Source organism: Bradyrhizobium sp. USDA 376 (genome assembly GCF_054063675.1).
The window spans coordinates 1,105,302-1,130,944 of record NZ_JBSSGN010000001.1 but is presented as its reverse complement, the minus strand read 5'-3'; the positions used below and the strand labels follow the sequence as shown (position 1 = coordinate 1,130,944).

Genomic DNA, 25,643 nt, shown 5'->3' with positions numbered 1-25,643 from the left:
CCTAATACCCCCTGACCCGATCCACCACATTCTCCAGCGCGCCACCCGCCTCGAATCTCGCGATCTGCTCGGCGACGTAGGCCGAGATCGCTTCCGCGTCGGTGTCGGCGGCGTTGTGCGGGGTCAGCAGCACCTTGGGATGGGTCCAGAACCGGCTGTCCTTCGGCTGCGGCTCCTGCACGAAGACGTCGAGCGAGGCGGCGCCGAGCGTGCCGTCATCGAGGCAGGCGAGGATGTCGGCTTCGTTCTGCAGGCCACCGCGGCCGGCATTGATCAGCACCGGCGCGCCGAGCGGGCTGGTGCGGTTGAGCTTTGTGAAGACGTCGCGGTTGAGGATGCCGTGCGTGTCTGATGTCAGCGGCAACAGGCTGACGAGGATGTCGGTTGTGCGCAGGAACGCGTCCATCCCTGCAGTGCCATGGAAGCATTCGATGCCCTCGATCGTGCGCGGGCTGCGGCTCCAGCCGGTGACGCGGAAGCCGAGCCGCCGCAGCACGTCGGCCGCGTCCGCGCCGAGGGTGCCGAGCCCCATCACGCCGACGGTGACGGCGCTCGCCGGCCACTGATATTTCGGCTCCCAGCGCTTGGTGCGCTGCGAGTCCCGCATGTACAGCTCCTGGCGGTGGTGCATCAGCACGTGCAGCACGACATATTCGGTCATGCGGTTGGTCAGGTCAGGCACGGCGACCCGGACCAGCGGCACGTCGGGCAGGCTCTTGTCGGCCATCAGCGCATCGACACCGGCGCCGAGATTGAAGATGGCCCGAAGATTGGGGAACGAGCCGAGATCGCCCGGCACCGGCTTCCACACCGCCGCATAGTGCACCTCGGCCGGATCGAGGGAGGCATCGGGCAGCAGCACCACGCGGCGGCCGCCGCAGACCGAATCGAACCGGGCCTTCCAGCGCTCCGGCAGCCAGTTCTGCTGCGTGCTGTTGATCAGGACGGCCAATGTGCCCAGGGTCATTCGAAGTGCCTCATAAGGTTCCGCTTTTGAAGGCCCTCCTTGGCACGATCTGCCGGATTTTTCTTGCAAAATTTTTCCGCAGCCCTGTCGGGGCAAGGCATAGTGGATCGTCTTCAGAACAAGAGGCCAGGGAAGGTGCTGCCCATGCTTTATGCGATTCTTTGCTATCACGATGAGGACTTCGTCGGCTCCTGGAGCAAGGAGCAGGACGAGGCCGTGATGAAGAAGCTCGCCGTGGTGCAGGACAAGCTCACCCAGCAGGGCCGGCTCGGGCCGGTGGCGCGGCTGCTGCCGACCACGGCGGCTGCGACCCTGCGCAAGGAGGACCCTCCGCTGGTGCTCGATGGTCCCTATGCCGAGACCAAGGAGCAATTGCTCGGCTTCTACATCGTCGATTGCAAGAACCTCGACGACGCGCTCGACGTCGCGCGCGAGCTGGGCGCGGCCAATCCCGGCGGCGCCTATGAGGTGCGTCCCGTCGGCGTGTTCCGGCCCGGAGGAAACCTGACGTGAGCGAGACCGAAACCGCCTGGATCGAGACTGCGCTGACCTCGGCGCGACCCCAGGCGGTGGGCGCGCTGCTGCGCTATTTCCGCGATCTCGACACCGCCGAGGAAGCCTTCCAGAACGCCTGCCTGCGCGCGCTGAAAACCTGGCCGCAGAACGGGCCGCCGCGCGATCCCGCCGCATGGCTGATCATGGTCGGCCGCAACGTCGCGATCGACGAAGTGCGCCGGACCCGCAAGCAGCAGCCGCTACCCGAGGACGACCAGGCGATCTCCGATCTCGACGACGCCGAGGGCGCGCTCGCCGAACGGCTCGACGGCTCGCATTATCGCGACGACATCCTGCGGCTGATGTTCATCTGCTGCCATCCGCAGCTGCCGGCGACGCAGCAGATCGCGCTTGCGCTGCGCATCGTTTCGGGCCTCACCGTGAAGCAGATCGCACGCGCCTTCCTGGTCTCGGACGCGGCGATGGAGCAGCGCATCACCCGCGCCAAGGCGAAGGTTGCCGAGGCGGGGACGCCGTTCGAGGCACCCGGCGCCGTCGAGCGCTCCGAGCGGCTCGCTGGCGTCGCGGCGATGATCTACCTGATCTTCAACGAGGGCTATTCGGCGAGCGGCGATACCGCCGAGATCAGGAAGCCGCTGTGCGAGGAGGCGATCCGGCTGGCGCGGCTGCTGCTGCGGCTGTTCCAGAGCGAGCCTGAAATCATGGGGCTCACGGCGCTGATCCTGTTGCAGCATGCCCGCAGCGCCGCGCGCTTTGCAGCGGATGGCTCGCTGATCCTGCTCGACGACCAGGACCGTACGCTGTGGAATGGCGCCATGATCGCGGAAGGCCTCGCCTTGATCGACAAGGCGATGCGCCATCGCCGCAGCGGGCCGTACCAGATCCAGGCCGCGATCGCCGCGCTGCATGCGCGCGCGTCGATGCCGGAGGAGACCGACTGGGCCCAGATCGACCTGCTCTATGGCGCGCTCGAGGTGATGCAGCCTTCGCCCGTGGTGACGCTCAACCGCGCCGTCGCTGTCTCCAAGGTGCGCGGGCCGCAGGCCGCGCTCGACCTGATCGAGCCGCTGGCGCCGAAACTCGCCAACTACTTCCATTTCTATGGCGTGCGCGGCGCCTTCCTGATGCAGCTCGGTCGCAATGACGAAGCTCGAATCGCCTTCGACCGCGCCATCGCGCTGGCCAACACCTCCGCCGAAGCCGCCCACATCCGCATGCATCTCGACCGGCTGATCCGAGATAGCCAGCCGAAGTCAAAGGAAAGCGCGAAGGCGAAGTGACGGCGATTCTCGTCATTCCGGGGCGATGCGAAGCATCGAGCCCGGAAACTCGAGATTCTCAGGTGCGCAATTGCGCACCAGAGTTCGGTCCTGCGGACCGCCCCGGAATGACGGGCAAGAAAATCTCACTTGCTCTTGTCGGCCCCCGCCGTTCCCCTTCGTCTTATTCCCGTATCCAGGGAGCCATTCATGCTGAAAGTCTTTTCCATCATCGCCATCGTGCTCGCCGTCGGTATCGCCGGTGTCCTCGTCTTCGCGCTGACAAAACCCGACACCTTCCGCGTCGAGCGCAGCCTCGCCCTGAAGGCACCGGCCGAGGCGATCTATCCGCTGGTTGCCGATTTCCATCGCTGGACCAGCTGGTCGCCCTATGAGGGGCGCGATCCCGCGATGAAGCGAACCTTTGCCGGAACTGCGGCAGGAAAGGGCGCGACCTATGCTTGGGACGGCAACAACAATGTCGGCGCCGGCCATATGGAGATCCTCGAGGCGAGCTCGCCGTCAAAGCTCCGCATCAAGCTCGATTTCGAGCGGCCCTTCGAGGGCCACAACACCGCCGAGTTCACCTTTGTGCCGCAAGGCGATGCCACTCTGGTCACATGGGCGATGTATGGTCCGGCCCCGTTCCTGTCCAAGGTGATGCAGGTCTTCATCAACATGGACAGCATGATCGGCAAGGATTTCGAAGCCGGCCTTGCGAGCCTGAAAAAGCTCACCGAGAAACAATGAGCCTCACTGCCCAGGGAAGAAGAGGAGAGAAACCATGCTCAATCCCTATCTGTTCTATCAGGACACCTGCGAAGCGGCATTCACCTATTACGCCAAGGTGCTCGGCGGCAAGATCGACGCGATGCTGCGTTCCTCGGACGCGCCGCCGGATATGCCCGCCGCACCCGGCCGCGAGAACATGATCATGCATGCGCGGATGACGTTGCCCGGCGGAGCCGTGCTGATGGCTTCCGATACGCCGCCCGAGCATTTTCACAAGCCGCAAGGCTTCTCGATCTCGCTGACGATCGCTGATGTCGCGGACGCCGAGCGCAAGTTCAACGCGCTCGCTGAGGGTGGGGCGGTCACCATGCCCTTCAGCAAGACCTTCTGGGCCAAGGGCTTTGGCATGTGCGTCGACAGGTTCGGCATTCCCTGGATGGTGAACTGTCCCGCAGAAGGAATGTGACAGCCACGATCAGTTGAAATACCGGGGGGCGCGCCTCTCTCGATGATTGCGGGTGAGGGGCGCGCCCAGGCCGGGCACGTCATGCGCCGATCGGCCTACGCGCCTCTCAGCGGATCGATCCGGTCACGTCTTCGCCAGGCGGCGAGGGTTGAACACAGCGGGGGCAGATCACAAGCTTGGTGCCGAGCTGCTTGTCGTTCTCCGCTTCGATCTCGTCGTGGACCGCCCACCACGCCTCGGAGTACGGACGCAAGGTGGCGAGCACCCTTTCCCGCTCCTGATTGGGATTGTCCTGCGCTGGCAGGGGAGTGGCGGCGCGCCGCTTTGTGGCGTGAGTGCGATTCGGGTTCTGGCCGAGGCCGTCCCATGCGATCGGACGACGCTCCTGCGCCGGTGCGTCCGCGCATCCCATGAGCGCTGCGCAAAAAGTGAGCAAGAAGAAGCCGTGTCGCATCATGCCGGGCCTTTGGAGCGGTACGCGACACGCAAATTCCGCGTGGGAAGTATTGCATCGCGCCAGTTAAATGGAACTTAAGGGAAACGACGTGGCCGGCACGGCCGAATAAGGAATCATGCTCTCGCATCACATTGCGAGAGCAGTGAGGCCGCTTCGTGGAAAGGTGCGGCCCGCATCGCACAATAACTGGCGCAATAATAGGCTGTGAACTCAGCGTCAAAATCGCTAATCATTCCTTCATAAATTCTACAAACTGGGATGGGCGTGACTTGGAAGGGAGCGACCGATGGCAGCGGCGCTACAGATCAACTTTGCACTCTGGGGTATGCTCATCTGCGCAAGCATGGAAATGGCGCAGATGATCCAGAGGTTCTATTAGAACCGACGCAGCGTGAGACCGGCGCAATGCCGTCGGCGCGCTTGCCCGTCAGCTCACGAGCAATGCGATGAGCGTGAAGCTGACACTTGCGATGACAAGCATCGAGACGATGTAGTTGCGCGGTCGCGCCGTCCGGGATGGCACCGGTCGCGGCGGCGCGATGCCGTGCCAAGCAGATGGCGACGGCGCGTCTGCACCCGAGCCGACATATTTCACATAGAGCTCGAGCAGCCGCAGCTCGGATGCGAGGTCCATCAGGCCCTCGCGGTCGCGACGTGACAGCAATTCGAACTCGACGGTTTCCTCGGAGCTCAGCGGGCCGAGGACGATTCGCCCCTGGTCCGACAGGCGGTAGCGGAAATCGATGGGGTGCATAGGGTGCGACGCGCTTGAAAATGAGCAATCTTGAAAAAGCAAAATCATTCCAGTCTGTGACCGCTGCTGAGATTGTGATGCCGCCGCGGCCTCAGTCTGGCCATATTCATCATAGACCGCCGAGAAAGGGGCTGCAAACCGCGTAAATTGTGCAGCCATTGCAAAGCGGTTGAGCGGATTCAGGGGCCGCGGAGGGGGAATTTCGCCGAACTGCCTAATCGCCGCACAGTGGCGGACGGATCGCAATCACACGGCGCTCGCGCCGCCCAGGCGTCACCGGCAGCGCGGATAGATTGCGGCGAGATCGCGCCCCTTCAGCAGCAGTAACCGCGAGGTGAGACCGCCGCGGCGGCTGATCCAGTCGCGCACCGGCCCGGGATAGGCAGCAAGCACTGCTTCGGATGCCTCCGGCTCGGCATAGATGCGCCCGCGCCGGTCGATCGAACGCGCGGCGTGGAAGCCGAGCACGGCGCGCCTCGTGACGCAGATGCGCTCGCCCGGCACGATGCTCAGCACCAGCGTGCAGGCCGACAGGCAGGGACCGTCGATCACCACGCGCTCGCCGGTCTCGCGCACCTTCTCGAACAGATCGAGGAACGGCCCGACCTGTCCGCCCGGTGACTGGATGATGCGGATTTCGGCGGCCGCGGGCGTGGCGGCGAGCAGGGCGGATGCGAGGATCAGGGCCTTGAGCGAGGTGACGCGTCGCATGAACTCTCCACCAACTCGGTTTCGTAGGGTGGGTTAGCCTACGGCTGCGCGAAGCGCAGTCCGTTGGCGTAACCCACCATCTTTCCCGCCGCGTGAAAAGAGGTGGGTTACGCCCGGCGCCTGCGCTTCGCGCGCCGCAGTGCTAACCCACCCTACAAGGTTCTACCCGTTCCGCCTTTGCCCGCGCAGCGTCGGCAGGCCGATGCCGGCTGCATCGAAGCCGCCATCGACGGCCAAAATTTGGCCGGTGATGTAGCTCGCGCTGCCTGAGCACAGGAAATAGATCGCTTCGGCGAGCTCCTCCTCCAGGCCGTAGCGGTTGAGTGGAATGGCGTCGTGATAATCGGCGCGGATCTCTTTGGTATGCACCTGCTTGGCCATCGCGGTGTCGACCGGCCCGGGCGCGACCGCATTGACGCGGATGTTGAGCGAGGCGAGTTCGACCGCCAGCTGCTTCGTCAAATGGGCGAGGCCAGCCTTGCTGGTGCCGTAGGCCGAGCGCAGCGTCGAGGCGCGCACCGCCGAGATCGACGTGATGTTGACGATGGCGCCGCCATCGCTGTCGCGCATCAGGGGCACCGCGGCCTTGGTGCAGAGGAACGGGCCGGTGAGGTTGACCTCGAGCACGCGGCGCCAGTCGGCATCCGACGTCTCCATCAGCGGCGCGAACACGGCGATGCCGGCATTGTTGACGAGCGCGTCCAGCCGGCCGAACCGCCGCTCGATCGCCGTCATCGCGGCGCCGACCGCCACCGCGTCGGAGACGTCGCAGGTCAGCGCCAGCGTCGCCTCGTCCTGGCCGATCTCCGCGACCGCGCGGCCGAGCAGCTCGCCCTCGATATCGAGCAGCGCCACGCGCCAGCCCTCGCCAAGAAACTTCTTCGCGGTCGCAAGCCCGATGCCGCGCGCGGCTCCGGTGACGAGGGCGACTTTTTGCGGGGCTTGCGGCATGGGCTGGTCTGTCCTGTGTAAAGGGGGGCACACGTGAGTGCGGGCTCCTTATTACTGCGCTTTGGTCCCGGCGAGAAAGGCTTATGCCAATGGAGCTGCGTTCTCGCGCTCGAACAGTCGCCCCGTCCGCCGTCGCGATGCTCTGCCCCTCGACCGCGGCGGTGACCACCGCAAGGCCACGCCCGGCTTCCCCGCGCGTTGAGGTCGAAGATTGAATTATCGGTGATCCGGATCCAGATTTCCCTTACTTTTCGCGTCGTGTTGCCGCAGTCCGCGCGCGTTGTCGGCGCGGCCGGTCGGGAATCGTCTTGCATCAGGGGATGCTTGCCGCGGAGATAATCGATGCCTGATGACCATGAGCGCATGATCCGGAACCTGTTTGCCGCCTATCTCGCCAACGACCGGCAACGGGTGAGCGATGCGCTCGCCAACGACTTCCGCTTCACCAGCCCGTTCGACGACGACCTCGACAAGGCGGCCTATTTCGAACGCTGCTGGAGGAACACGGGCTGGATCGCGCGGCATGACATCGAGCGGATCTTCGTCCGGGGCGATGAGGCCTTTGTCACCTATTGCTGCTTGGCAACGGATGGCAGGAGCTTTCGCAATACCGAGTTCTTCACCTTCGCCGGCGGCAAGGTCCGGCGCATCGAGGTCTATTTCGGCGCCGCCCGGCAGGATGGCCGGTTCCTGCCGCAGCCGCGCTAGCGCGGCGCGATGATCTCCCAAATAGCTTTTGTCACCATGTCGGTCCTATAAGACCTCGTTCGTCTTGAAGGGATATCAGGAGGAGCCATGTCGCTGACACTGCATTTCCATCCGCTATCGTCGTTTTGCTGGAAGGTGCTGATCGCGCTCTACGAGAACGGCGTGTCGTTCACGCCGAACCCGGTGGACCTGGCCAATCCCGCCGAGCGTGAGGCCTTTCTGAAGCTGTGGCCGATCGGCAAGTTCCCGGTGCTGGTGGATGCCGTGCGGCGCGAGACGGTGCCGGAGTCGAGCATCATCATCGAATACCTCGATCGCCACTATGCCGGCCCCACGCCCCTGATACCGACGGACCCGGACCTCGCGCTGCGGACCCGTCTATGCGACCGCCTCTACGATCTCTACGTCCACCTGCCGATGCAGCAGATCGTTGGCGATCGGCTGCGGCCGCACGACAAGAGGGATCGGTTGGCTGTGGAAGCGGCGCGAGGTCGCATACGCTCCGCCTACACAATGCTCGATCAGCGGATGGCGACCGGACCTTACGCGACGGGTGAGGCCTTCACGATCGCGGACTGCTCGGCGCTGCCCGCCTTGTTCTATGCCAACAAGGTCGAGCCGATCGGCGCTGACCGCCCCAATATCTCCAGCTATCTCGAGCGGCTGAAAGTACGCCCATCTGTGATGCGGGTCTTGAGAGAAGCCGAGCCCTATTTCGGGATGTTCCCCGAGGAGGGGTGAGATTTCCCGCTGCTGCCCGGCCGCCAGTCCTTTCCGCGTCGGGGACCCCCGCAAAGATTTTTTCTGCGGCATGTCGGTTCCCCGGGCGTTCATTCGTCTTGATGAGGAGGGCGGGGCGGCTCGCCGCCGCTCTCCCGACAGTGAAAGCAAGGAACACCATGCGATTCATGATGTTGATGATTCCGCTCGGCTACGAGAGCGCCCCGGCGGACGTCCAACTCGATCCCGAGCGCGTCGCCGCGATGATGCGCTACAACGAGGCGCTGAAGGATGCCGGCGTGCTGATCACGCTGGACGGTCTGCATCCGCCGTCGATGGGCGTGCGCGTGTCGTTTGCGACCGGCGAGCCTGTTGTGACCGACGGTCCCTTCACTGAAGCCAAGGAAGTTCTGGGCGGCTACTGGATGATCGAGGTCGCTTCGCGCGCCGAGGCGATCGCCTGGGCCAAGAAGTGCCCGGCCTCGCCGAACGAAATCATCGAGATCCGCCAAGTGCAGGAGATGAGCGACTTTCCGCCGGAAGTGCAGGCGGCCGCCGCCGGCTTCGACGATCTGAAGAAGTAGTCATCGCGGTCGCGAAGACATCGCGGCCGTCGTCCAGCGATCAACAAGGGAGAAGAACCGATGAGCACCGAACACAAATTCCTTGCCGTCTATCTCGGCAGCATGAGCGGCGAAAAAATGAAGGCCTGGCAGGCGATGCCCGAGGCGGAGCGGAAGGCCAAAGAGCGCGAGGGCATGGCCGCCTGGCACGGCTGGGTCGAGAAGCACAAGGACGTCATCGTCGAGCTGGGCGGCCCGCTCGGCAAGACCCGCAGGATCGACGCAAGCGGCATCACCGAGATCAGCAACGCGCTGACCGGCTTCACGGTGGTGCGGGCCGCCTCGCAGGAGGAGGCTGCAAAGCTGTTCGAGAACCATCCGCATTTTGCGATCTTCCCGGGCGAGGCGATCGAGGTCATGCCCGTGCTGGCGATTCCGCAGATGTAGCCTCGACCAGTTGGCCGTCATTCCGGGGCGGTCCGTAGGACCGATCCCGGAATCTCGAGATTCTCAGGTGCGCAAGTGCGCACCATAGTTCGGCTCCTTGAGCCGCCCCGGAATGACTGCGGAAAATACGGGGTTAATCACGCGCGATTCCCGCTAGTGACCTTCACGCCCGGCTCATGTAAAAGCCGTTCACATGAGCTGGCGCAAGGAGCGCCGCGCCGAGCGCGGCTATCACCACGGCAATCTGAAGGAAGCCCTGTTGCAGGCCGCCCTCGGGCTGATCGCCGAGAAGGGGGCGGCCGGCTTCACCTTCGCCGATGCCGCGCGCATGGCCGGCGTCAGCGCGGCGGCGCCCTACCGGCATTTCCGCGATCGCGACGAACTGCTGTCCTCGATCGCCCAGCGCGGCTTCGAGCAGTTCGAGGCGCGGCTGACCGCGGCCTGGGACGACGGCCGTCCCGATACGGTCACCGCGTTCGAGCGCGTCGGCAGGGCCTATCTCGCCTTCGCCCGCGAGGAGCCGGCCTTCTACAACGCGATGTTCGAATCGGGCCTGCCGGTCGATGCCAATCCGGCGCTGCAGGCCGCCAGCGAACGCGCCTTCAACATCATCCGCGCCGCGGCCGAGCGGCTTGCCGCGCTGGCTCCGCCCGGCACGCCGCGCCCGCCGGCGATGATGATGGCGCTGCACATCTGGTCGATGGCGCATGGCGTGGCCTCGCTGTTCTCGCGTGGCGACGCCGCGCGGCGAAAGCTGCCGATGTCGCCGGACGAGCTGCTCGAGGCCGAGGTGCTGATCTATCTGCGCGGGCTCGGCTTCCCGACCGATCGCCGACCGCCGGCCAAGGGCGCCGAGCCGCCGCCGGTGCCGCCGGAGGCCTCCTCCGGTTCTGGCGTGCCGCCCGGCGGCGCTCCAGGTGGTCCCTGGGGCAAGCCGAAATAAAGTTGCGCAAATAATTCCGCGGCCCTGTCAGGCGGCCAGCTTGACAAAATCGCGGGATGGTCTAGCTATGTAAATGTTATTTACATTCACAACGGCGCTGGTGCCGTGATGGAGATGGGAAATGGCCTACACCGCTGATGTCAATCGATGGCGCGGCCCTTCGGACCAATACCAACAGTACGAGCGTCCCCGCATGCTCGACACACCCTGGCATCCCGGCTGGATCGCCGTGACCATCCTCGGCTTCATCATCTGGTGGCCGATCGGACTTGCCCTTCTCTTTTTCACACTCGGGAGCAGAAGAATGTCGTGCTGGAGCAACCAGGATCGCTGGCAGAACAAGATGGAGCGGATGCAGTACAAGATGGACCGCATGCGCGACCGCATGGAGCGCCGCGGCTTCGGCTTTGGCTTCGGCCCGCCGTCCTCCGGCAACCGCGCCTTCGACGAGTACCGCAGTGAGACGCTGCGCCGGCTCGAGGAGGAGCAGGTCGAGTTCAAGAACTTCCTCGACCGTCTGCGTCACGCCAAGGACAAGGAAGAGTTCGACCAGTTCATGGCGCAGCACAAGACGCGTCCGACCCCTCCGCCGACCGATCAGCAGCAAGGCTGATCTGAAGGTTCGCACCTCTCAAAGCCTTCAGGCGCATGCCCCCAAAGTCCTGATGGCCCCGAGCCGCCCGTCTGCGCAACCCGCAGGCGGGCGGTTTGGTTTTTCATCTCTCCCCGCAGCGGGCGGCTGGCTGTATGCGCTCGGCCTGCGCAGGCGGGCGCAGTCAGGCCGCGGCCCCGAGCGGCGTTACGTCCCCCCGGCATCACTGGCGCCTTGATCCGGACCGCCTATATTCGCCGTCACAAGCGCGGGCGGAGCGGAGGCGACGATGGCGGAAGCTGCGATCATGGCGAGCGACAGCCTCTGGCGGAGGATCCGCGGCGAGGCGCAGCGCGCGATCGCTGCCGATCCCGTGTTCGGCAATGCTGTTGCCGGCGTCATTCTCGCTCATGACGATCTTGCCGCAGCCCTGGCCGATCTGATCGGGCAGCGACTTGGCAGCGGCGCCACTGAGCGCGCGCGCTTCACGTCCTTTGCCCGCGACGCCTTTCGCAGCCAGCCGGATCTGATCGAGACCGCTGCCTGCGACTTGCAGGCCATCGCATTTCGCGATCCCGCCATCGCCGAGCTGCTGCCGCCCTTGCTCCACTACAAGGGCTACGTCGCGCTGCAGGCCTGGCGCGTCTCGCACTGGCTCTGGCATCGCGGCCACATCGATGCGGCGCTGCTGTTTCAGAACGAGGCGTCGAACGTCTTGCAGGTCAGCATCCATCCGGCCGCCAGCATCGGATCGGGGGTCTATCTCGACCACGCCACGGGCATCGTCATCGGCGCCAACGTCGTCATCGGCGACGAGGTCACCATCCTGCAGAACGTCAGCATCGGCCGTCGCAGCGAGCTGCCGCCGCGCTCACCTCGCATCGGCCGCGGCGTCTACATCGGCGGCGGTGCGACCATCCTCGGCGACATCAGCGTCGGCGATTTCGCCAAGATCGGCGCGGACACGCTTCTGACGTCGGACGTGCCCGCCGGCTGCACCGCGGTCGGCAACCCCGCGCGATTGACCAACTGCCCCGAGCCCGCATCAGTGGCCTGATCCCATCACGCTTCGGAGACACCCATGAAGACGGCAATCGTGATCGGCGTCGGCCCGGACCGCGGGCTCGGGGCCCGGCTCTGCAAGCGCTTTGCGGCCGACGGACTCAAGGTGATCGTGGCGGGCCGGACGCTGTCGGCGTTGCAGGCCGTTGCGGACGACATCACCAGGGCGGGCGGCGCGGCTGCGCCCATCGTCGCGGACGCGACCAGCGAGCGTGACATCGTCGCTCTGTTCGATGCCGCCGGCGAAGACCTCGATCTCGCCATCTACAACGCCGGCAACAACACGCCCGGCAAGATCATCGACATGGACGCCGACTATTTCGAAAAGGCCTGGCGCGTCGTGTGCTTCGGCGGATTCCTGTTCGGCCGCGAGGCGGTCCGCCGCATGGTGCCGAAGAAAACCGGCACGCTGCTCTTCACCGGCGCCAGCGCCTCGCTCCGCGGCCGCTCCGGCTACGGTGCCTTCAACTCGTCAAAGGCCGGCCTGCGCACACTGGCGCAGGCGATGGCGAAGGAATATGCGGGCGACGGCATCCATGTCGGCCATGTCGTGGTCGACGGTGCCATCGCCGGCGACAAGATCTTCTCGCGCTTTCCGGACGCGGCCGGCCGCGAGGACAGCCTGATCGACATCGAAGGCATCGTCGACGCCTTCGCCTTCCTCTACCGCCAGCCCGAACGCGCCTGGTCGTTCGAGCTCGATGTGCGGACCTCGAAGGAGAAGTGGTAGGTCGCGGTCCGACGGATCAGGCGGCAGCCTTGTTCTTGATGGCGCCAATGATCGCGGTGAGTATCGCCCCGCCGGCGCCACCGGCGACAATCTGTGACACGACGCCGCCAACGCTGAGATTTCCTGATTGCGCCGCGGCCATGACGGACGGAAGCAACAACGTCACGATCTGGCCGAGCACGCCACCGCCGACCAGACCGGAAATGACGTTTCCAGCCATTCCGAGATCAAATGTCGGCGAAGACTTGCCCGCGCCAATTCCACCAAGCGCGCCTGAGACGAGGTTGATCAGAATCTGCTCCATGGGGATCTCCCGTATGACGGGCAGCTCATCAGCCACTACCATCGGTTGACGAGCGGCCCATCCGGCACTCTCAGGCGGTTTGCGGACAAAAACAATAGAGCTGTGTCGCCGATCGCAAGGGGAAATTCCGTCGCGCGTGGCACAAACTGCATAACGATGCTTCCGACTCCGCCCTTGCCAAATTTCGGATTCGGCGTGTGTGATGCGTCCCGCTCGAAATGCGCCGCGAGAACGCCAACCCGAGCCCGATCAGCGGCCTGCGGCGTCATCACGCCATCAGGCGGCGCGGCGATGGCTCTCGCCGCCATGTTGCGGCTCGACCGGCTCCGAGCTCGTCTGGCCCGGAGCGTCCAACACCGCAACGTGATGGCGATAGACCATCGCCCAGCCCTTCCATCCCGTGAATAGCAGGATGCCGACGACGATCAGCGACAGCACCACGCCCCAGGGCTTGATCGCGGCCTCGCTGCCTTGCGCATAGCGCAGATAGAAGTTGATCAGCGCCAGCACGACGGCCGCAAGATTGCCGACCATGTGGTACCAGGCATCGCTGAGACGGCGGATGCGCGGCTCGCTCAGGAAATCGGTAAAGCCGGCCGCGGCGGCAGCCAGCGCCATGACGATGCCGGCGCCGATCAGCCACATTGCGGCCCTGGCCCAGAAGCCGTCGCCGGTTCCAATGAAGGCGAGATCGGCGATGGGTGCGCCGACCAGGAACGCCACGGGGAACGGGATGATCATGGGGTGGAGCGGATGGTCGCCGATGGCGGCCGTCGTCTTGGGGTTGATGCTCATGGCAATGCCTCGCCGAAAGTGATTTTCCGGACAATTTTTGGGGCGAGGGGAGGTTCCTCCGGTCGTACCGTGCACGCGGAACTCTCGTGCCCGGACGCAGCGCAGCGTCCCTTCGACGATGCGCTGCAGAGCCGGGGCCCCTCTCGCCTCAGGTCGCGCAGTGCTCCTGTAGGGTGGGCAAAGCGACTTGTCCGCCATAGCTCGAAGAGCGACGGCGGAAGCGTGCCCACCGCGACCGCATCTACAGAAGCGGTGGGCACGGCGCTTCGCGCCTTTGCCCACCCTACGAGGTCTCAATACCCGGCCGCCAGCCCGCTGTTGCGGCGCGGATCGTTCGCACCGTAGTAACGATTGTTGCCGACCTGCTTGCCGTCAAGCGACGGCGCGCCGACGATGATGACCGCGAGATGGTTCGCAGGTTGCGGCGGCCCGAATTTGTGGCCCATGCCCTCCAGAATCTTGCGCGTGTCCGGCGATAGCGCGTAGTTCTCGACATTGGTCAGGTCAGGCAGCCACTGCTGGTGGATGCGCGGCATGTCGACGGCTTCCTGCGCGTTCATGCCGTAGTCGATGGCGTTGATCATGGTTTGCAGCACGGCCGTGATGATGCGGCTGCCGCCGGGCGTGCCCACCACCATCACCGGCTTGCCGTCCTTGCTGACGATGGTCGGGCTCATCGAGGAGAGCGGCCGCTTGCCGGGCGCGATGGCGTTGGCCTCACCCTGCACCAGGCCATACAGGTTCGGAACGCCAACCTTGGCGGTGAAATCATCCATTTCATCATTGAGCAGCACGCCGGTCTTTGCAGCCGTCACCTTGGCGCCGAACCAGTCGTTCAGCGTGTAGGTGACAGACACGGCGTTGCCGTCCTTGTCCGCGATTGAATAGTGCGTGGTGTTGCTGCCCTCGTGCGGCGCGACGCCCGGCTTGATGTCCTTGGACACGCCGGCCTTGTTCGGGTCGATCACGGCGCGGATCTTGGCCGCGTAAGCCTTGTCGAGCAGGCGGTCGAGCGGATTCGTCACGAAGTCGGGATCGCCGAGATAGCTGTTGCGGTCGACGTAAGCGTGCCGCATCGCTTCGATCTGCACGTGCATGGCAGCTGCGGAGTGATAGCCCAGCTCCTTGAGCGGATAGCCTTCCAGGATATTCAGGATTTCGCAGATGATGACGCCGCCCGAGCTCGGCGGCGGCGCGGAAACCACGTGATAGCCGCGATAGTCGCATTCGACAGGTGCGAGCTCGCGCGTCTTGTAGCCGTCGAGGTCGTCCTGCGTCAGCAGGCCTTTGCCGGCCTGGCTGGATGCCACGATGGCGCTGCCGACCCAACCCTTATAGAAGCCGTCGGTGCCCCTGCTGCTGATCTCGCGCAGGGTTTTCGCCAGCTCGGATTGCACCAGCCTGTCGCCTACGCCGAATGGCTGGCCGTTGTTGAGGAAGATGGCGCTGGATGCCGGATCGTCCTTGAAATCGTCGGTTGCCGTGCGCAGCAGGTCGATGTCGCCCTGGTCGAGCACAAATCCCTGTTCGGCGAGCTGGATCGCGGGAACGAGCAGGTCGGCGCGCTTCATGGTGCCGTATTTTTCGCGCGCATATTCCATACCCGAGACGGACCCCGGCACGCCCACGGCCAGATGCCCCTTGGTCGAGATGCCCTTGATGACGTTGCCGTCCTTGTCGAGATACATATTGGCCGTCGCCCCCTTGGGGGCCGTCTCGCGGAAATCGAGGAAGGTCTTGCGGCCGTCGGCGAGCTGGATCGTCATGAAGCCGCCACCGCCGAGATTGCCGGCCGCCGGATAGACGACGGCAAGGGCATAGCCGACGGCCACGGCAGCATCGACGGCATTGCCGCCGCGCTTGAGTACCTCGACACCCACCTGTGTCGCCAGATGCTGTGCCGACACCACCATGCCGTTTTCCGCGGCGACCGGCGCAACCGATGCCGCGCGCGCGAGGCTGGATGTAACGAGGCAGATCGAGACGACCGCGGCGGTCATCCACCGCACATTTGTTTGTGGTTTCGGCATGGGGGGTTCCTCAGGCTGGCCGGTGATATCGGCACGTTGTTGTCCGCGAACGGACCCTATCAGCTAGCACCCGCTGAGGGAGCATGAGGATGGGGTCGAGCTGTGGAGCAAACTGCGCTCCGGTTCCCCGCGAGGGGAGGGCTATCGCAGATGGCTTCTTGGTGACGGGCACAGCAAGCGCCTCGTCCTTCGAGACGACCGCTCGGCGGTCTCCTCAGGATGAGGCTAAGCAGCATTGGCCCCGTTGAAATTGCCGCCGCGCACTCCGCCCTCATCCTGAGGGCCCGCCATCGGCGGGCGTCTCGAAGGATGGCTGCGGGCGAGCCCTACCCACGAGGGGGGCGGGAACCTGTCTCGCGCGGGGCATGCGCTCCGCCCAGATCAGCCGCCGTGCAGTGCCTCCCGCCGCGGTAAAACGGCCATCCCCCTGGGCTGCCTACCTTTCCCGCAGCCAAATTCGCCGCCGGTAACCCCGCATTAACCATCGGCGGGCTCTGGTAAGGGTGGACAGGCGTGCCCGGAGCCCGAAGTCAAGGCCTGGGGTCAAGGCCCCTTAGTTTTGACATCTTGGCAGGGAATGCAGGCGGCCGGCTTTGGACGAGCCCTGCACCCCAGATTGACAAGGCTTTGAGCGGGCTTGCCGGCCGCGCGGTTGGCGCGGCGGTTGGGGAACCGGCGGTCATTTACTGGCCGGGACAAGAGGTTGAAGATCGCCTTGAGAGGATATCGCTTATGAATCCGGCCGACGTGGCTCAGTCAGCCCTTCCGGTTGCCGCTTCCGCGGACGTGTCGCTGATCGCGCTGTTCTGGCAGGCTCACTGGATCGTGAAAGCGGTGATGCTGGGACTTCTGTCCTGCTCGGTCTGGGTCTGGGCGATCGCCATCGACAAGATCTTCCTGTTTGCCCGCACCCGCCGCTCGATGGACCGTTTCGAGCAGGCCTTCTGGTCGGGCGAGTCGATCGAGGAGCTCTATCGCACGCTCTCGGCCAAGCCGACGCATTCGATGGCGGCCTGCTTCGTGGCGGCGATGCGCGAGTGGAAGCGCTCGTTCGAGAGCCACGCCCGCTCGGTCGCGGGCCTCCAGATGCGCATCGACAAGGTCATGAACGTCTCGATCGCCCGCGAGGTCGAGCGGCTGGAACGCCGCCTTTTGGTGCTCGCCACCGTCGGCTCCGCCGGCCCATTCGTCGGCCTGTTCGGCACGGTCTGGGGCATCATGTCGAGCTTCCAGTCGATCGCGGCGTCGAAAAATACCTCTCTCGCGGTGGTCGCCCCCGGTATAGCCGAGGCGCTGTTTGCGACCGCCGTCGGCCTTATCGCCGCCATTCCTGCCACTATTTTCTACAATAAGTTCACGTCCGAGGTGAACCGGCAGGCCCAGCGGCTCGAGGGCTTCGCTGATGAATTTTCAGCCATTTTGTCCCGTCAGATCGACGAGCGGGGCTGACGGACGGCATGTATAGAGCGTTTTCGAGCGAAGTGCGTACCGGTTCGCGTAAAGAAAACGCGTCAAAACAAGGATACAGAGCCTCGCTCCGATTCCATCGGAACGGAAAGGTCTTTAGTGTGAAGGGCAATTTGGGCACGCGATCATGGCCATGAACGTTGCGAGTTCGTCCGGAGGCGGCGGGCGCCGTGGCCGGCGCAAGCCCGTCGTGGCCGAGATCAACGTCACGCCGATGGTCGACGTGATGCTGGTGCTGCTCATCATCTTCATGGTGTCGGCGCCGATGCTGACGGTCGGTGTGCCGCTCGACCTGCCGCAGACCGCGGCCAAGAGCCTCGAAAACAACGACCAGAAGCCGCTGCAGATGTCGGTCGACATCAAGGGCAAGGTGTTCATCAACGACGTCGAGGTCGCGATCAACGAGCTGGTGCCGAAGCTGAAGGCGATCACGGATGCCCGCGGCGGGCTCGAGGAGCGCATCTATCTGCGCGCCGACAAGAAGGCGGATTACGGCACGGTGGCCAAGGTGATGGGCCTGTTGTCGGGTGCCGGATTCAAGAAGCTCGCCCTCGTCACGGAAGCGGATCAGGGGTCCTAGGCCGGTGAAGGTGAACGTCGACAAGACACTCGTTGCGTCGATTGCCCTCCATGTCCTCGTGCTTGGATGGGGCCTCGTCACCTTTAGCAGCAAGGCCTACATCGCGCCGGAGGAGTCGCTCCCGGTCGACATCATCTCCACCGATCAGCTCGCCAAGATGATGGCGGGGCAGAAGACCGGCAAGAAGGAAGAGCCGAAGCCCAAGGTCGAGAAGATCGCCGAAGCCAAGCCGGAAGAGGATGCCGTCGGCAAGGTCACCGAGAAGAAAGAGCTGATCAAGACCAACTCGACCCCCGAGCCGCCGCCGAAGCCCGTCGAGAAGCCCGTCGAGAAGAAGCCCGAGCCGCCCAAGCCCGTTGCCGAGGCGAAGCCGAAGGAAGAGCCGAAGCCGCAGGAAAAGAAGCCTGATCCGGCCAAGGAAGATCCGATCGCCGAGCTCCAGAAGAAGATGGAGACCAAGAAGCCGCCGCCCAAGCCCGTCGAGCAGAAGGTCGCGGCGGTGCAGCCTCAGCAGCAGCCGAAGCCCAAGGAGCGCACCTTCGATCCCGCGCAGATCCAGCGCGACCTCGACAAGCGCGCCACGACCCGGCACGAGCTCGCAGGCTCCGCGCTGAATGCGTCGGCTTCGCTGGGAGCGGCGACCGGGACCGCCGCCAACAACGTCGCGACTTGGCGCGGTGCATTCCAGGGCGCGGTCAAGCGCTGCTTCACGCCCACCTATAACGGGCAGGACGCCGATCAATACGAAGCCGACATCGACATCCCCATGAAGATCGACGGGTCGCTCGCCTCCGAGCCCATCGTCGTCGCGGTGAGGGGACCGTCGCGGTCTATCGCCCAGGCGGTGGCGGAGAGCGCCAAGCGCGCCATCGTGCAGTGCCAGGTCTATTCCTTCATGCCGAAGCAGCAATACGAGAGCTGGAAGCTCATCCCGATGACTTTCGGCCTGAAAGACATGTTGTGACATCCGAACAAAAGAATTTTGCAATGAATGACGTCCGATCGATGAACCGCCGCCGCTTCATGACCCTGACTGGATCGACCCTCGCCATGTTCGGGAGCGGGCGTGCCTTCGCTCAAGGCCAGGACGGCCGCATCCGCATCGACCCCACCGCATTCCAGCCGATCCCGATCGCGATCACGGGCTTCGTGCCGGGCTCGCCCTCCGACGGCGACGTCGGCAACGGCGTCACCCAGGTCATCACCAACAATCTGAAGCGCTCGGGCCTGTTCGCGCCGATCGACCAGGCCGCCTTCATCGAGCGCATCAGCAACATCGACGTGGCGCCGCAATTCCAGAACTGGAAAACCATCAACGCGCAGGCCCTCGTCACCGGCCGCATGACGCGGCAGCCGGACGGCCGCCTCAAGGCCGAATTCCGCCTGTGGGACGTCGTTTCCGGCCAGCAGCTCGCGGGCCAGCAATATTTCACCTCGCCGGAATATTGGCGCCGCATCGCCCACATCATCTCCGACCAGATCTACGAGCGCATGACCGGCGAGAAGGGCTATTTCGACAGCCGCGTCGTGTTCGTGGACGAGACCGGGCCGAAGGAGCGCCGCGTCAAGCGGCTCGCGATGATGGACCAGGACGGCGCCAATGTGCGCTACCTGACCCGCGGCTCCGATCTCGTGCTGACGCCGCGCTTCTCGCCGAACTCGCAAGAGATCACCTACATGGAGTTCGGCCAGGGCGATCCGAAGGTCTATCTCTTCAACATCGAGACCGGCCAGCGCGAGATCGTCGGCAACTTCCCCGGCATGACCTTCGCGCCGCGCTTCTCGCCGGATGGCCAGCGCGTCATCATGAGCCTGCAGCAGGGCGGCAATTCCAACCTGTTCGTGATGGACCTGCGCTCGCGCTCGACCACGCGCCTCACCGACACGCCGGCGATCGACACGTCTCCGTCCTACTCGCCGGACGGCACCCGCATCTGCTTCGAGTCCGATCGTGGCGGCAGGTCGCAGATCTATGTGATGGCGGCGGGCGGAGGACAGGCGCAGCGCATCTCCTTCTCCAAGGACGACACCAACGCCAGCTATTCGACACCGGTGTGGTCGCCGAAGGGCGATTATATCGCCTTCACCAGGCAGGGCGGCGGGCAGTTCTCGATCGGCGTCATGAAGCCGGACGGCTCCGGCGAGCGTTTGCTCACCTCCGGTTTCCACAACGAGGGCCCGACCTTCTCGCCGAACGGCCGCGTGCTGATGTTCTTCCGCGATCCCGGCGGCAACGGCGGACCGTCGCTGTACTCCGTCGACATCTCCGGCCGCAACGAGCTGAAGGTGCCGACGCCGGGCTTCGCCTCCGACCCGGCATGGTCGCCGCTATTGTCCTCGACTGCTGGCCAATAAATCGCGTGTTCAGACGCGCGATGTTATCGAAAAAAAGCACCGATTTTTTCGCGTTCGGTGGGGAAAGCAAGCTTTCCTTCACCTTGTGCCCGGCAACGCTTGCCTAGTTGATTGATATTTCAGCAGAATCGAGTTCGCAATTGCCGAAAAACAACTCGACTTTAACGATGTTCCCTCAGAAAGGCTTCACCTGGGCTGGGTAAAAGTACGCGCTGAACAGGATGCGTAATTAGCCAATGCAGCTGGCCGACCAGAAGATCAAGGAGGCGCGCGCGACAAACCTCTATGCCGAGCTCGAGGTCGCCGACATGATCGAGGGCCTGCGTACCAAGAGCGACGCGAGCGCGAACCTCGTGGTCGCGGCCGATGCCTTCGTCTATCTCTCCGATCTCGCGCCGGTGCTGACTGAAGCCAAACGCGTGCTCGTATCCGGCGGCGTGCTCGCCTTCACGCTGGAGACGCATGCGGGCGATGGCATCGTGCTCGGCGAGGGCCTGCGCTATGCCCATTCGGCGGAATATGCGCGCGGTGCCATCGTGAAAGCCGGTCTCAAGCTGCTGACGCTGGAGCCGGCCTCGCCGCGCAACGAGAACAACGAGCCGGTGCGCGGCCTCGTCGTGGTCGCCGAGAAAACTTGAGTCTAGGCGCTAACACCCCCGCGATTTGAGCGTCATTGCGTCGCAAAGCCGCGACTTCTCACTTGCGAGCCGTGCTGCGTTCCCAGCACAATGCGCGCATCAGGGAGAAAACAACAATGACCAAAAATCCATCGCGGCGCGATTTCAGCGCCGGCGCGCTCGCCACCATCGCCGCATCGACATTGCCCGCGCCTTATGTCTGGGCCGCGGAGAAGAAATACGACGCCGGCGCCAGCGACACCGAGATCAAGATCGGGCAGACCGTGCCGCATTCCGGTCCTGGCTCGCTCTATGGCGTGCTCGGGCGCGTCGGCGAAGCCTATTTCCAGATGCTGAACGAGAAGGGTGGCATCAACGGGCGCAAGGTCAAGTTCCTCACCATGGACGATGCCTACAGCGCGCCGAAATGCGTCGAGGCGACGCGGCGCCTCGTGGAGCAGGAGGAGGTGCTCGCGCTGTACGGCTCGCTCGGCACCGCGCCGCAGACCGCCGTGCACAAATACCTGAACTCCAAGGGCGTGCCGCAGCTGCTGCTCAACACCGGCGCATCGAAGTGGAACAACCCGAAAGAGTTCAAATGGACGATGGCGGGCCTGCCGCTCTACCCGACCGAAGCACGCATCCTGGCGCGGCACGTCGTCAGCGTGAAGCCGAATGCGAAGATCGGCATCCTCTACCAGAACGACGATTTCGGCCGCGACTTCCTCGGTCCCTTCAAGAAGGTGCTGGCGGACGCCGGCGGCACGGCGCAGGTGATCATGGAGCAGACCTACGATCTCACCGAGCCGACCGTCGATTCCCAGCTCATCAATCTCTCGAAGTCCGGCGCCGACGTCTTCTACAACATCTCGACCGGCAAGGCGTCGTCGCAGTCGATCCGCAAAGTCGCCGAGCTCGGCTGGAAGCCGTTGCAACTTCTGTCCGCGGGCTCCACCGGCCGCTCGATCCTCAACGCCGCGGGCCTGGAGAACGCCACCGGCATCGTCGCCATCCGCTACAACAAGGAGGTCGGCCTGCCCAAATGGGAGAAGGACCCGGACGTGGTGGCGTTCGAGGAGCTGCGCAAGAAGTACACGCCGGCGATCGATCCCGACAACACCATCGCCTTTGCCGGCTACGGCCAGGCCGCGACCATGGGCGAGATCCTGCGCCGCTGCGGCGACGATCTCACCCGCGCCAACGTCTTGAAGCAGGCCTCGACGCTCGCCGGCTTCCACTCGCCCTATTTCCTCGACGGCGTCACCTACAGCTACACGCCCGAGGACTACACGCCGATGAAGACGCTCTTCATCTCCACCTTCACCGGCAAGGACTGGGACATCTCCGACAAGCCGATGTCGGAGTAGGGTCTCTCCGCAATCGAGGTGCCGTAGGGTGGGCAAAGCGAAGCGTGCCCACCTCCCTTGCGGTCCTGGATAGATGGTGGGCACGGCGCGATGCGCCTTTGCCCACCCTACGGGACCTCCCCCCCTCGACGAACCCACCCCCACGGCTTACCTCTTATGCCGTGCCGCCCCGCATCCTCAAAATCCCGGCCGAGCCGGCCACGCTGCTGCCCGACCGCTTCAATGCGTGGTTCGCGGCCCGCGGCTGGGCGCCGCGTGAGCATCAGCTCGCGCTGCTGGAAAAGGCGCGCGAGGACGCTAGCGCGCTCTTGATCGCGCCGACCGGCGCCGGCAAGACGCTGGCGGGATTTTTGCCGACGCTGGTGGAGCTTTCGACGCCGGCGGTCGAACGCAACGCCGGTTCGAAGCAAAGCCTCGTCTCCACCGGCCGCAGCGTGCAGCGCGCCGGCGGCCTGCACACCCTCTACATCTCGCCGCTCAAGGCGCTCGCCGTCGACATCGCGCGCAACCTCGAGCGTCCCGTTGCCGAGATGGGCCTGCCGATCAAGGTCGAGACCCGCACCGGCGACACGCCGGTGTCGCGGCGCCAGCGCCAGCGGCGCTACCCGCCTGATGTCCTGCTGACGACGCCGGAGCAGCTGGCGCTGCTGCTGTCCTCGGACGACGCCCCGTTCCTGTTCTCCTCGCTCAAGCGCATCGTGCTTGACGAGCTGCATGCGCTGGTGACCTCCAAGCGCGGCGACCTCCTGTCGCTCGGCCTTGCCCGGCTGTGGCGCCTCGCACCGCAGATGCGCGCAATCGGCCTGTCGGCGACGGTGGCCGAGCCGGAGCAGCTCGCGCGCGTCCTGGTGCCGCAGCCCGAAGGCAGGGAAGCGGCCGCCGACATCGTCGTCGCCGGCGGCGCCGCGCCGCCAGAGGTCGAGATGCTGGATACGCGCGAGCGGCTGCCCTGGGCCGGCCACAGCGCGCGCCATGCGCTTCCTGAAATCTACGAGCTGATCAAGGCGAACAAGACGACGCTCGTCTTCGTCAACACCCGCAGCCAGGCCGAGATGCTGTTCCAGAACCTCTGGAGCATGAACGACGACGGCCTTGCGATCGCGCTGCATCACGGCTCGCTCGACGTCGCCCAGCGCCGCAAGGTCGAGGACGCGATGTCGGCGGGACGCCTGCGCGGCGTGGTCTGCACCTCCTCGCTCGATCTCGGTGTCGACTGGGGCGACGTCGACCTCGTCGTCAATATCGGCGCGCCCAAGGGCTCCTCGCGCCTGATGCAGCGCATCGGCCGCGCCAATCACCGCCTCGACGAAGCCTCGCGCGCGGTGCTGGTGCCGGCCAACCGCTTCGAGGTGTTGGAGTGCCGCGTCGCCATCGACGCCATCGCCGAGAATGCGCAGGACACGCCGCCTTTGCGCACCGGCGCCCTCGATGTGCTCGCCCAGCACGTGCTCGGCTGCGCCTGCGGCGAGCCGTTTTTCAGCGACGAGCTCTACAGGGAGGTGCGCACCGCCGCGCCCTACGCAAACCTCTCGCGGCAGGATTTCGACGACGTCGTCGATTTCGTCGCCTCAGGCGGCTATGCGCTGAAGACCTATGAGCGCTTCGCGCGCATCAAGCAGGACAAGGAGGGCCGCTGGCGCGTCGCCAATCCCAAGGTGCGGCAGAGCTACCGCATGAATGTCGGCACCATCGTCGAGGACGACATGCTGAAGGTCCGCCTGGTGCGCTCGCGCGGTGGCGGCAAGGCAGGCGGATCGACGGGCGTGATCGCGCGCGGCGGCCGCTTGCTCGGCGAGATCGAGGAAGCCTTCATCGAAGGCCTCAGCCCCGGCGACACCTTCGTGTTCAGCGGCGGAGGTGGTGCGTTACGAAACCCTGGTCGAGGACCAGGTCTATGTCTCGCGCGCGCATGACAAGGACCCGAAGGTGCCGTCCTATATGGGCGGCAAGTTCCCGCTTTCGACCTATCTCGCCGAACGCGTGCGCCGCCTGCTCGATGACGGTCGCGCCTGGGGCGGCCTGCCGGAACAGGTGCGCGACTGGCTGTCGCTGCAGAAGGACGTCTCCCGCGTGCCCGCGGTGCGCGAGCTCCTGGTCGAGAGCTTTCCGCGCGCCAACAAGCATTATCTGGTCTGCTATCCCTTCGAGGGGCGGCTCGCGCACCAGACGCTCGGTATGCTGCTGACGCGCCGGCTCGAGCGCGCTCGCGCGCGACCGCTCGGCTTCGTCGCCAACGAATATGCGGTGGCGATCTGGGGGCTCGGCGATCTCTCCTTCATGATCCGCGACGGAAGGATCGATCTCAACGCGCTGTTCGACCCTGATATGCTCGGGGACGATCTCGAAGCCTGGCTCGCCGAATCCGCGCTGATGAAGCGCACGTTCCGCAATTGCGCGATCATCTCCGGCCTGATCGCGCGCCGGCACACCGGTGAGGAGAAGAGCCGCCGCCAGGTGCTGTTCTCGACCGACCTCGTCTACGACGTGCTGCGCAAGCACCAGGCCGATCACGTCCTGCTGCGTGCCGCGCGCGCCGATGCCGCCACCGGCCTGCTCGACCTGCGCCGCTTAGGGGACATGCTCGCCCGCATCCACGGCCGCATCACCCACCGGGAACTCGACCACGTCTCCCCGCTCGCGGTACCCGTGATGCTGGAAATCGGCCGCGAGTCAGTTTATGGCGAAGCTGCAGACGAGCTCCTGGCCGAAGCCGCCGACGAGCTCGTCAAGGAAGCGATGGGATAGCAGCAGGTTTCGACGTGACGGCAGGCGCGCTGGTTTCAGGAGATGGCGAGGACATGCGCGTTTCCACGGTCACCATCAGCGATGTGACCTTCGCGGCCGATCTCTCCGGCGCGCTGTTCTGGGACGAGCAGCGCCTGCTCGTCGTCTCCGACCTGCATCTGGAGAAAGGCTCGAGCTTCGCCACGCGCGGCGTGCTGTTGCCGCCCTACGATACCGTCGCGACCTTGAGCCGGCTCGCTGCTGTCATCTCCCGCCATGATCCCCGGGTTGTCATCGCGCTCGGCGACAGCTTTCACGATCGCGCTGCGCATGAGCGCCTGTCGGCCGAGGACCGCGACACTGTGGCCGCACTCCAGACCGGCCGCGACTGGATCTGGATCTCGGGCAATCACGATCCGATGCTGCCGCGCGATCTCGGCGGCACCATCGCCGACGAAGTCGCGATCGGCCCGATCACCTTCCGCCACGAGCCGACCGGCGCGCATGGCGAGATCGCCGGCCATCTGCATCCCAAGGCCCGAATCTCCGCGCGCGGCCGCTCGATGGAACGCCGCTGCTTCGCCAGTGACGGGATGCGCGCCGTGATGCCGGCCTTCGGCGCCTATGCCGGCGGCCTCAGCATCCGCGACGCCGCGTTCGCTAGGATCTTCCCGAAGAACGGCTTCGTCGCCCACCTGCTCGGCGACCGCCGCGTCCACGCCATCGCCGCCTCGCGGTGTTATTGATCCGAATGCTCTCGCCCTGCGGCCATCCTTCGAGACGCCCGCTTTAGGCGGGCTCCTCAGGATGAGGACGGAGCGCGTGG

The 25,643-nt window shown here is 65.1% G+C and carries 26 protein-coding genes and 2 pseudogenes; 20 read left to right on the top strand and 8 right to left on the bottom strand.

Annotated features, from left to right (window positions below):
* Nucleotide 1: 1 nt before the first annotated feature.
* A complete protein-coding gene (locus ACVJ19_RS05215; protein ID WP_453949967.1) occupies nucleotides 2-967 on the bottom strand; it encodes a 2-hydroxyacid dehydrogenase in 966 nt (321 codons plus the stop codon).
* A gap of 144 nt (nucleotides 968-1,111) precedes the next feature.
* On the opposite strand from ACVJ19_RS05215, the gene ACVJ19_RS05210 reads away from it, so the two are divergent.
* The 4 genes from ACVJ19_RS05210 (at nucleotide 1,112) to ACVJ19_RS05195 (ending at nucleotide 3,940) form a co-directional block, all read left to right on the top strand.
* Complete coding sequence (locus ACVJ19_RS05210; protein WP_453949968.1) at nucleotides 1,112-1,480, top strand: YciI family protein; 369 nt, start codon at nucleotides 1,112-1,114, stop codon at nucleotides 1,478-1,480.
* Entirely contained in the window at nucleotides 1,477-2,763 is a 1,287-nt protein-coding gene (locus ACVJ19_RS05205) for an RNA polymerase sigma factor (protein WP_453949969.1), read from the top strand. The genes ACVJ19_RS05210 and ACVJ19_RS05205 overlap by 4 nt, the downstream gene beginning before the upstream one ends.
* Nucleotides 2,764-2,952: 189 nt before the next feature.
* A complete protein-coding gene (locus ACVJ19_RS05200; RefSeq protein WP_453949970.1) occupies nucleotides 2,953-3,492 on the top strand; it encodes an SRPBCC family protein in 540 nt (179 codons plus the stop codon).
* A gap of 34 nt (nucleotides 3,493-3,526) precedes the next feature.
* Nucleotides 3,527-3,940, top strand: coding sequence for a VOC family protein (locus ACVJ19_RS05195; protein ID WP_453949971.1), 414 nt, complete (start codon nucleotides 3,527-3,529; stop codon nucleotides 3,938-3,940).
* Nucleotides 3,941-4,046: 106 nt separating this feature from the next.
* Here ACVJ19_RS05195 and ACVJ19_RS05190 read toward each other — a convergent pair whose 3' ends face one another.
* The 4 genes from ACVJ19_RS05190 to ACVJ19_RS05175 form a co-directional block, all read right to left on the bottom strand.
* A complete protein-coding gene (locus ACVJ19_RS05190) occupies nucleotides 4,047-4,397 on the bottom strand; it encodes a hypothetical protein (RefSeq protein WP_453949972.1) in 351 nt (116 codons plus the stop codon).
* Nucleotides 4,398-4,824: 427 nt separating this feature from the next.
* Nucleotides 4,825-5,310 (bottom strand): hypothetical protein, encoded by a 486-nt coding sequence (locus ACVJ19_RS05185; RefSeq protein WP_453949973.1) that lies wholly within the window; start codon nucleotides 5,308-5,310, stop codon nucleotides 4,825-4,827.
* A 114-nt stretch (nucleotides 5,311-5,424) separates the two neighbouring features.
* Nucleotides 5,425-5,862, bottom strand: a complete 438-nt coding sequence (locus ACVJ19_RS05180; protein ID WP_453949974.1) for a hypothetical protein — start codon at nucleotides 5,860-5,862, stop codon at nucleotides 5,425-5,427.
* Between the two features lie 162 nt (nucleotides 5,863-6,024).
* Nucleotides 6,025-6,813: an SDR family NAD(P)-dependent oxidoreductase gene (locus ACVJ19_RS05175; RefSeq protein WP_453949975.1), complete on the bottom strand. Its 789-nt coding sequence runs from the start codon at nucleotides 6,811-6,813 to the stop codon at nucleotides 6,025-6,027.
* Nucleotides 6,814-7,155: 342 nt separating this feature from the next.
* Here ACVJ19_RS05175 and ACVJ19_RS05170 point away from each other — a divergent pair, with 342 nt between their 5' ends.
* The 8 genes from ACVJ19_RS05170 (at nucleotide 7,156) to ACVJ19_RS05135 (ending at nucleotide 12,578) form a co-directional block, all read left to right on the top strand.
* Nucleotides 7,156-7,521: a nuclear transport factor 2 family protein gene (locus tag ACVJ19_RS05170; RefSeq protein ID WP_453949976.1), complete on the top strand. Its 366-nt coding sequence runs from the start codon at nucleotides 7,156-7,158 to the stop codon at nucleotides 7,519-7,521.
* A gap of 87 nt (nucleotides 7,522-7,608) precedes the next feature.
* The gene (locus ACVJ19_RS05165) at nucleotides 7,609-8,262 is read left to right on the top strand and encodes a glutathione S-transferase family protein (RefSeq protein WP_453949977.1); all 654 of its coding nucleotides are present in this window, start codon (nucleotides 7,609-7,611) and stop codon (nucleotides 8,260-8,262) included.
* A gap of 158 nt (nucleotides 8,263-8,420) precedes the next feature.
* Nucleotides 8,421-8,825 (top strand): YciI family protein, encoded by a 405-nt coding sequence (locus ACVJ19_RS05160; RefSeq protein ID WP_453949979.1) that lies wholly within the window; start codon nucleotides 8,421-8,423, stop codon nucleotides 8,823-8,825.
* A 60-nt stretch (nucleotides 8,826-8,885) separates the two neighbouring features.
* Nucleotides 8,886-9,251, top strand: a complete 366-nt coding sequence (locus tag ACVJ19_RS05155) for a hypothetical protein (protein ID WP_453949980.1) — start codon at nucleotides 8,886-8,888, stop codon at nucleotides 9,249-9,251.
* A gap of 193 nt (nucleotides 9,252-9,444) precedes the next feature.
* Nucleotides 9,445-10,194: a TetR/AcrR family transcriptional regulator gene (locus ACVJ19_RS05150; protein ID WP_453949981.1), complete on the top strand. Its 750-nt coding sequence runs from the start codon at nucleotides 9,445-9,447 to the stop codon at nucleotides 10,192-10,194.
* 121 nt (nucleotides 10,195-10,315) lie between these two features.
* Nucleotides 10,316-10,807, top strand: a complete 492-nt coding sequence (locus ACVJ19_RS05145; RefSeq protein ID WP_453949982.1) for a DUF2852 domain-containing protein — start codon at nucleotides 10,316-10,318, stop codon at nucleotides 10,805-10,807.
* Nucleotides 10,808-11,075: 268 nt separating this feature from the next.
* Entirely contained in the window at nucleotides 11,076-11,843 is a 768-nt protein-coding gene (locus ACVJ19_RS05140; RefSeq protein WP_453949984.1) for a serine O-acetyltransferase, read from the top strand.
* Nucleotides 11,844-11,867: 24 nt separating this feature from the next.
* Entirely contained in the window at nucleotides 11,868-12,578 is a 711-nt protein-coding gene (locus ACVJ19_RS05135) for an SDR family NAD(P)-dependent oxidoreductase (protein WP_453949985.1), read from the top strand.
* A gap of 16 nt (nucleotides 12,579-12,594) precedes the next feature.
* On the opposite strand, the gene ACVJ19_RS05130 is transcribed toward ACVJ19_RS05135, so the two are convergent.
* The 3 genes from ACVJ19_RS05130 to ggt all read right to left on the bottom strand — a co-directional run bounded on the left by ACVJ19_RS05130 (nucleotide 12,595) and on the right by ggt (nucleotide 15,707).
* Nucleotides 12,595-12,882: a hypothetical protein gene (locus tag ACVJ19_RS05130; protein ID WP_453949988.1), complete on the bottom strand. Its 288-nt coding sequence runs from the start codon at nucleotides 12,880-12,882 to the stop codon at nucleotides 12,595-12,597.
* A gap of 276 nt (nucleotides 12,883-13,158) precedes the next feature.
* The gene (locus ACVJ19_RS05125) at nucleotides 13,159-13,677 is read right to left on the bottom strand and encodes a DUF2231 domain-containing protein (protein ID WP_453949989.1); all 519 of its coding nucleotides are present in this window, start codon (nucleotides 13,675-13,677) and stop codon (nucleotides 13,159-13,161) included.
* Nucleotides 13,678-13,970: 293 nt separating this feature from the next.
* Complete coding sequence (ggt, locus tag ACVJ19_RS05120; protein ID WP_453949991.1) at nucleotides 13,971-15,707, bottom strand: gamma-glutamyltransferase; 1,737 nt, start codon at nucleotides 15,705-15,707, stop codon at nucleotides 13,971-13,973.
* 732 nt (nucleotides 15,708-16,439) lie between these two features.
* Between ggt and tolQ the strand changes: the two genes are divergently transcribed.
* The 8 genes and pseudogenes from tolQ (at nucleotide 16,440) to pdeM (ending at nucleotide 25,563) form a co-directional block, all read left to right on the top strand.
* Nucleotides 16,440-17,156, top strand: a complete 717-nt coding sequence (gene tolQ, locus ACVJ19_RS05115; protein WP_018641591.1) for a protein TolQ — start codon at nucleotides 16,440-16,442, stop codon at nucleotides 17,154-17,156.
* A gap of 145 nt (nucleotides 17,157-17,301) precedes the next feature.
* Entirely contained in the window at nucleotides 17,302-17,754 is a 453-nt protein-coding gene (gene tolR / locus ACVJ19_RS05110) for a protein TolR (protein WP_453949992.1), read from the top strand.
* A gap of 4 nt (nucleotides 17,755-17,758) precedes the next feature.
* On the top strand, nucleotides 17,759-18,718 hold the full coding sequence (locus tag ACVJ19_RS05105) for a protein TolA (RefSeq protein ID WP_453949993.1): 960 nt from the start codon (nucleotides 17,759-17,761) through the stop codon (nucleotides 18,716-18,718).
* Between the two features lie 41 nt (nucleotides 18,719-18,759).
* Nucleotides 18,760-20,109, top strand: coding sequence for a Tol-Pal system beta propeller repeat protein TolB (gene tolB, locus ACVJ19_RS05100; RefSeq protein WP_453955141.1), 1,350 nt, complete (start codon nucleotides 18,760-18,762; stop codon nucleotides 20,107-20,109).
* A 251-nt stretch (nucleotides 20,110-20,360) separates the two neighbouring features.
* Nucleotides 20,361-20,747 (top strand): annotated as a pseudogene (locus ACVJ19_RS05095) (class I SAM-dependent DNA methyltransferase); the annotation flags it as partial.
* Nucleotides 20,748-20,863: 116 nt separating this feature from the next.
* Nucleotides 20,864-22,093: an ABC transporter substrate-binding protein gene (locus ACVJ19_RS05090; protein WP_453948264.1), complete on the top strand. Its 1,230-nt coding sequence runs from the start codon at nucleotides 20,864-20,866 to the stop codon at nucleotides 22,091-22,093.
* Between the two features lie 161 nt (nucleotides 22,094-22,254).
* Nucleotides 22,255-24,838: pseudogene (locus ACVJ19_RS05085) on the top strand (ligase-associated DNA damage response DEXH box helicase).
* Nucleotides 24,839-24,891: 53 nt separating this feature from the next.
* Nucleotides 24,892-25,563, top strand: coding sequence for a ligase-associated DNA damage response endonuclease PdeM (gene pdeM / locus ACVJ19_RS05080; protein WP_453948262.1), 672 nt, complete (start codon nucleotides 24,892-24,894; stop codon nucleotides 25,561-25,563).
* Nucleotides 25,564-25,643 lie beyond the last annotated feature (80 nt).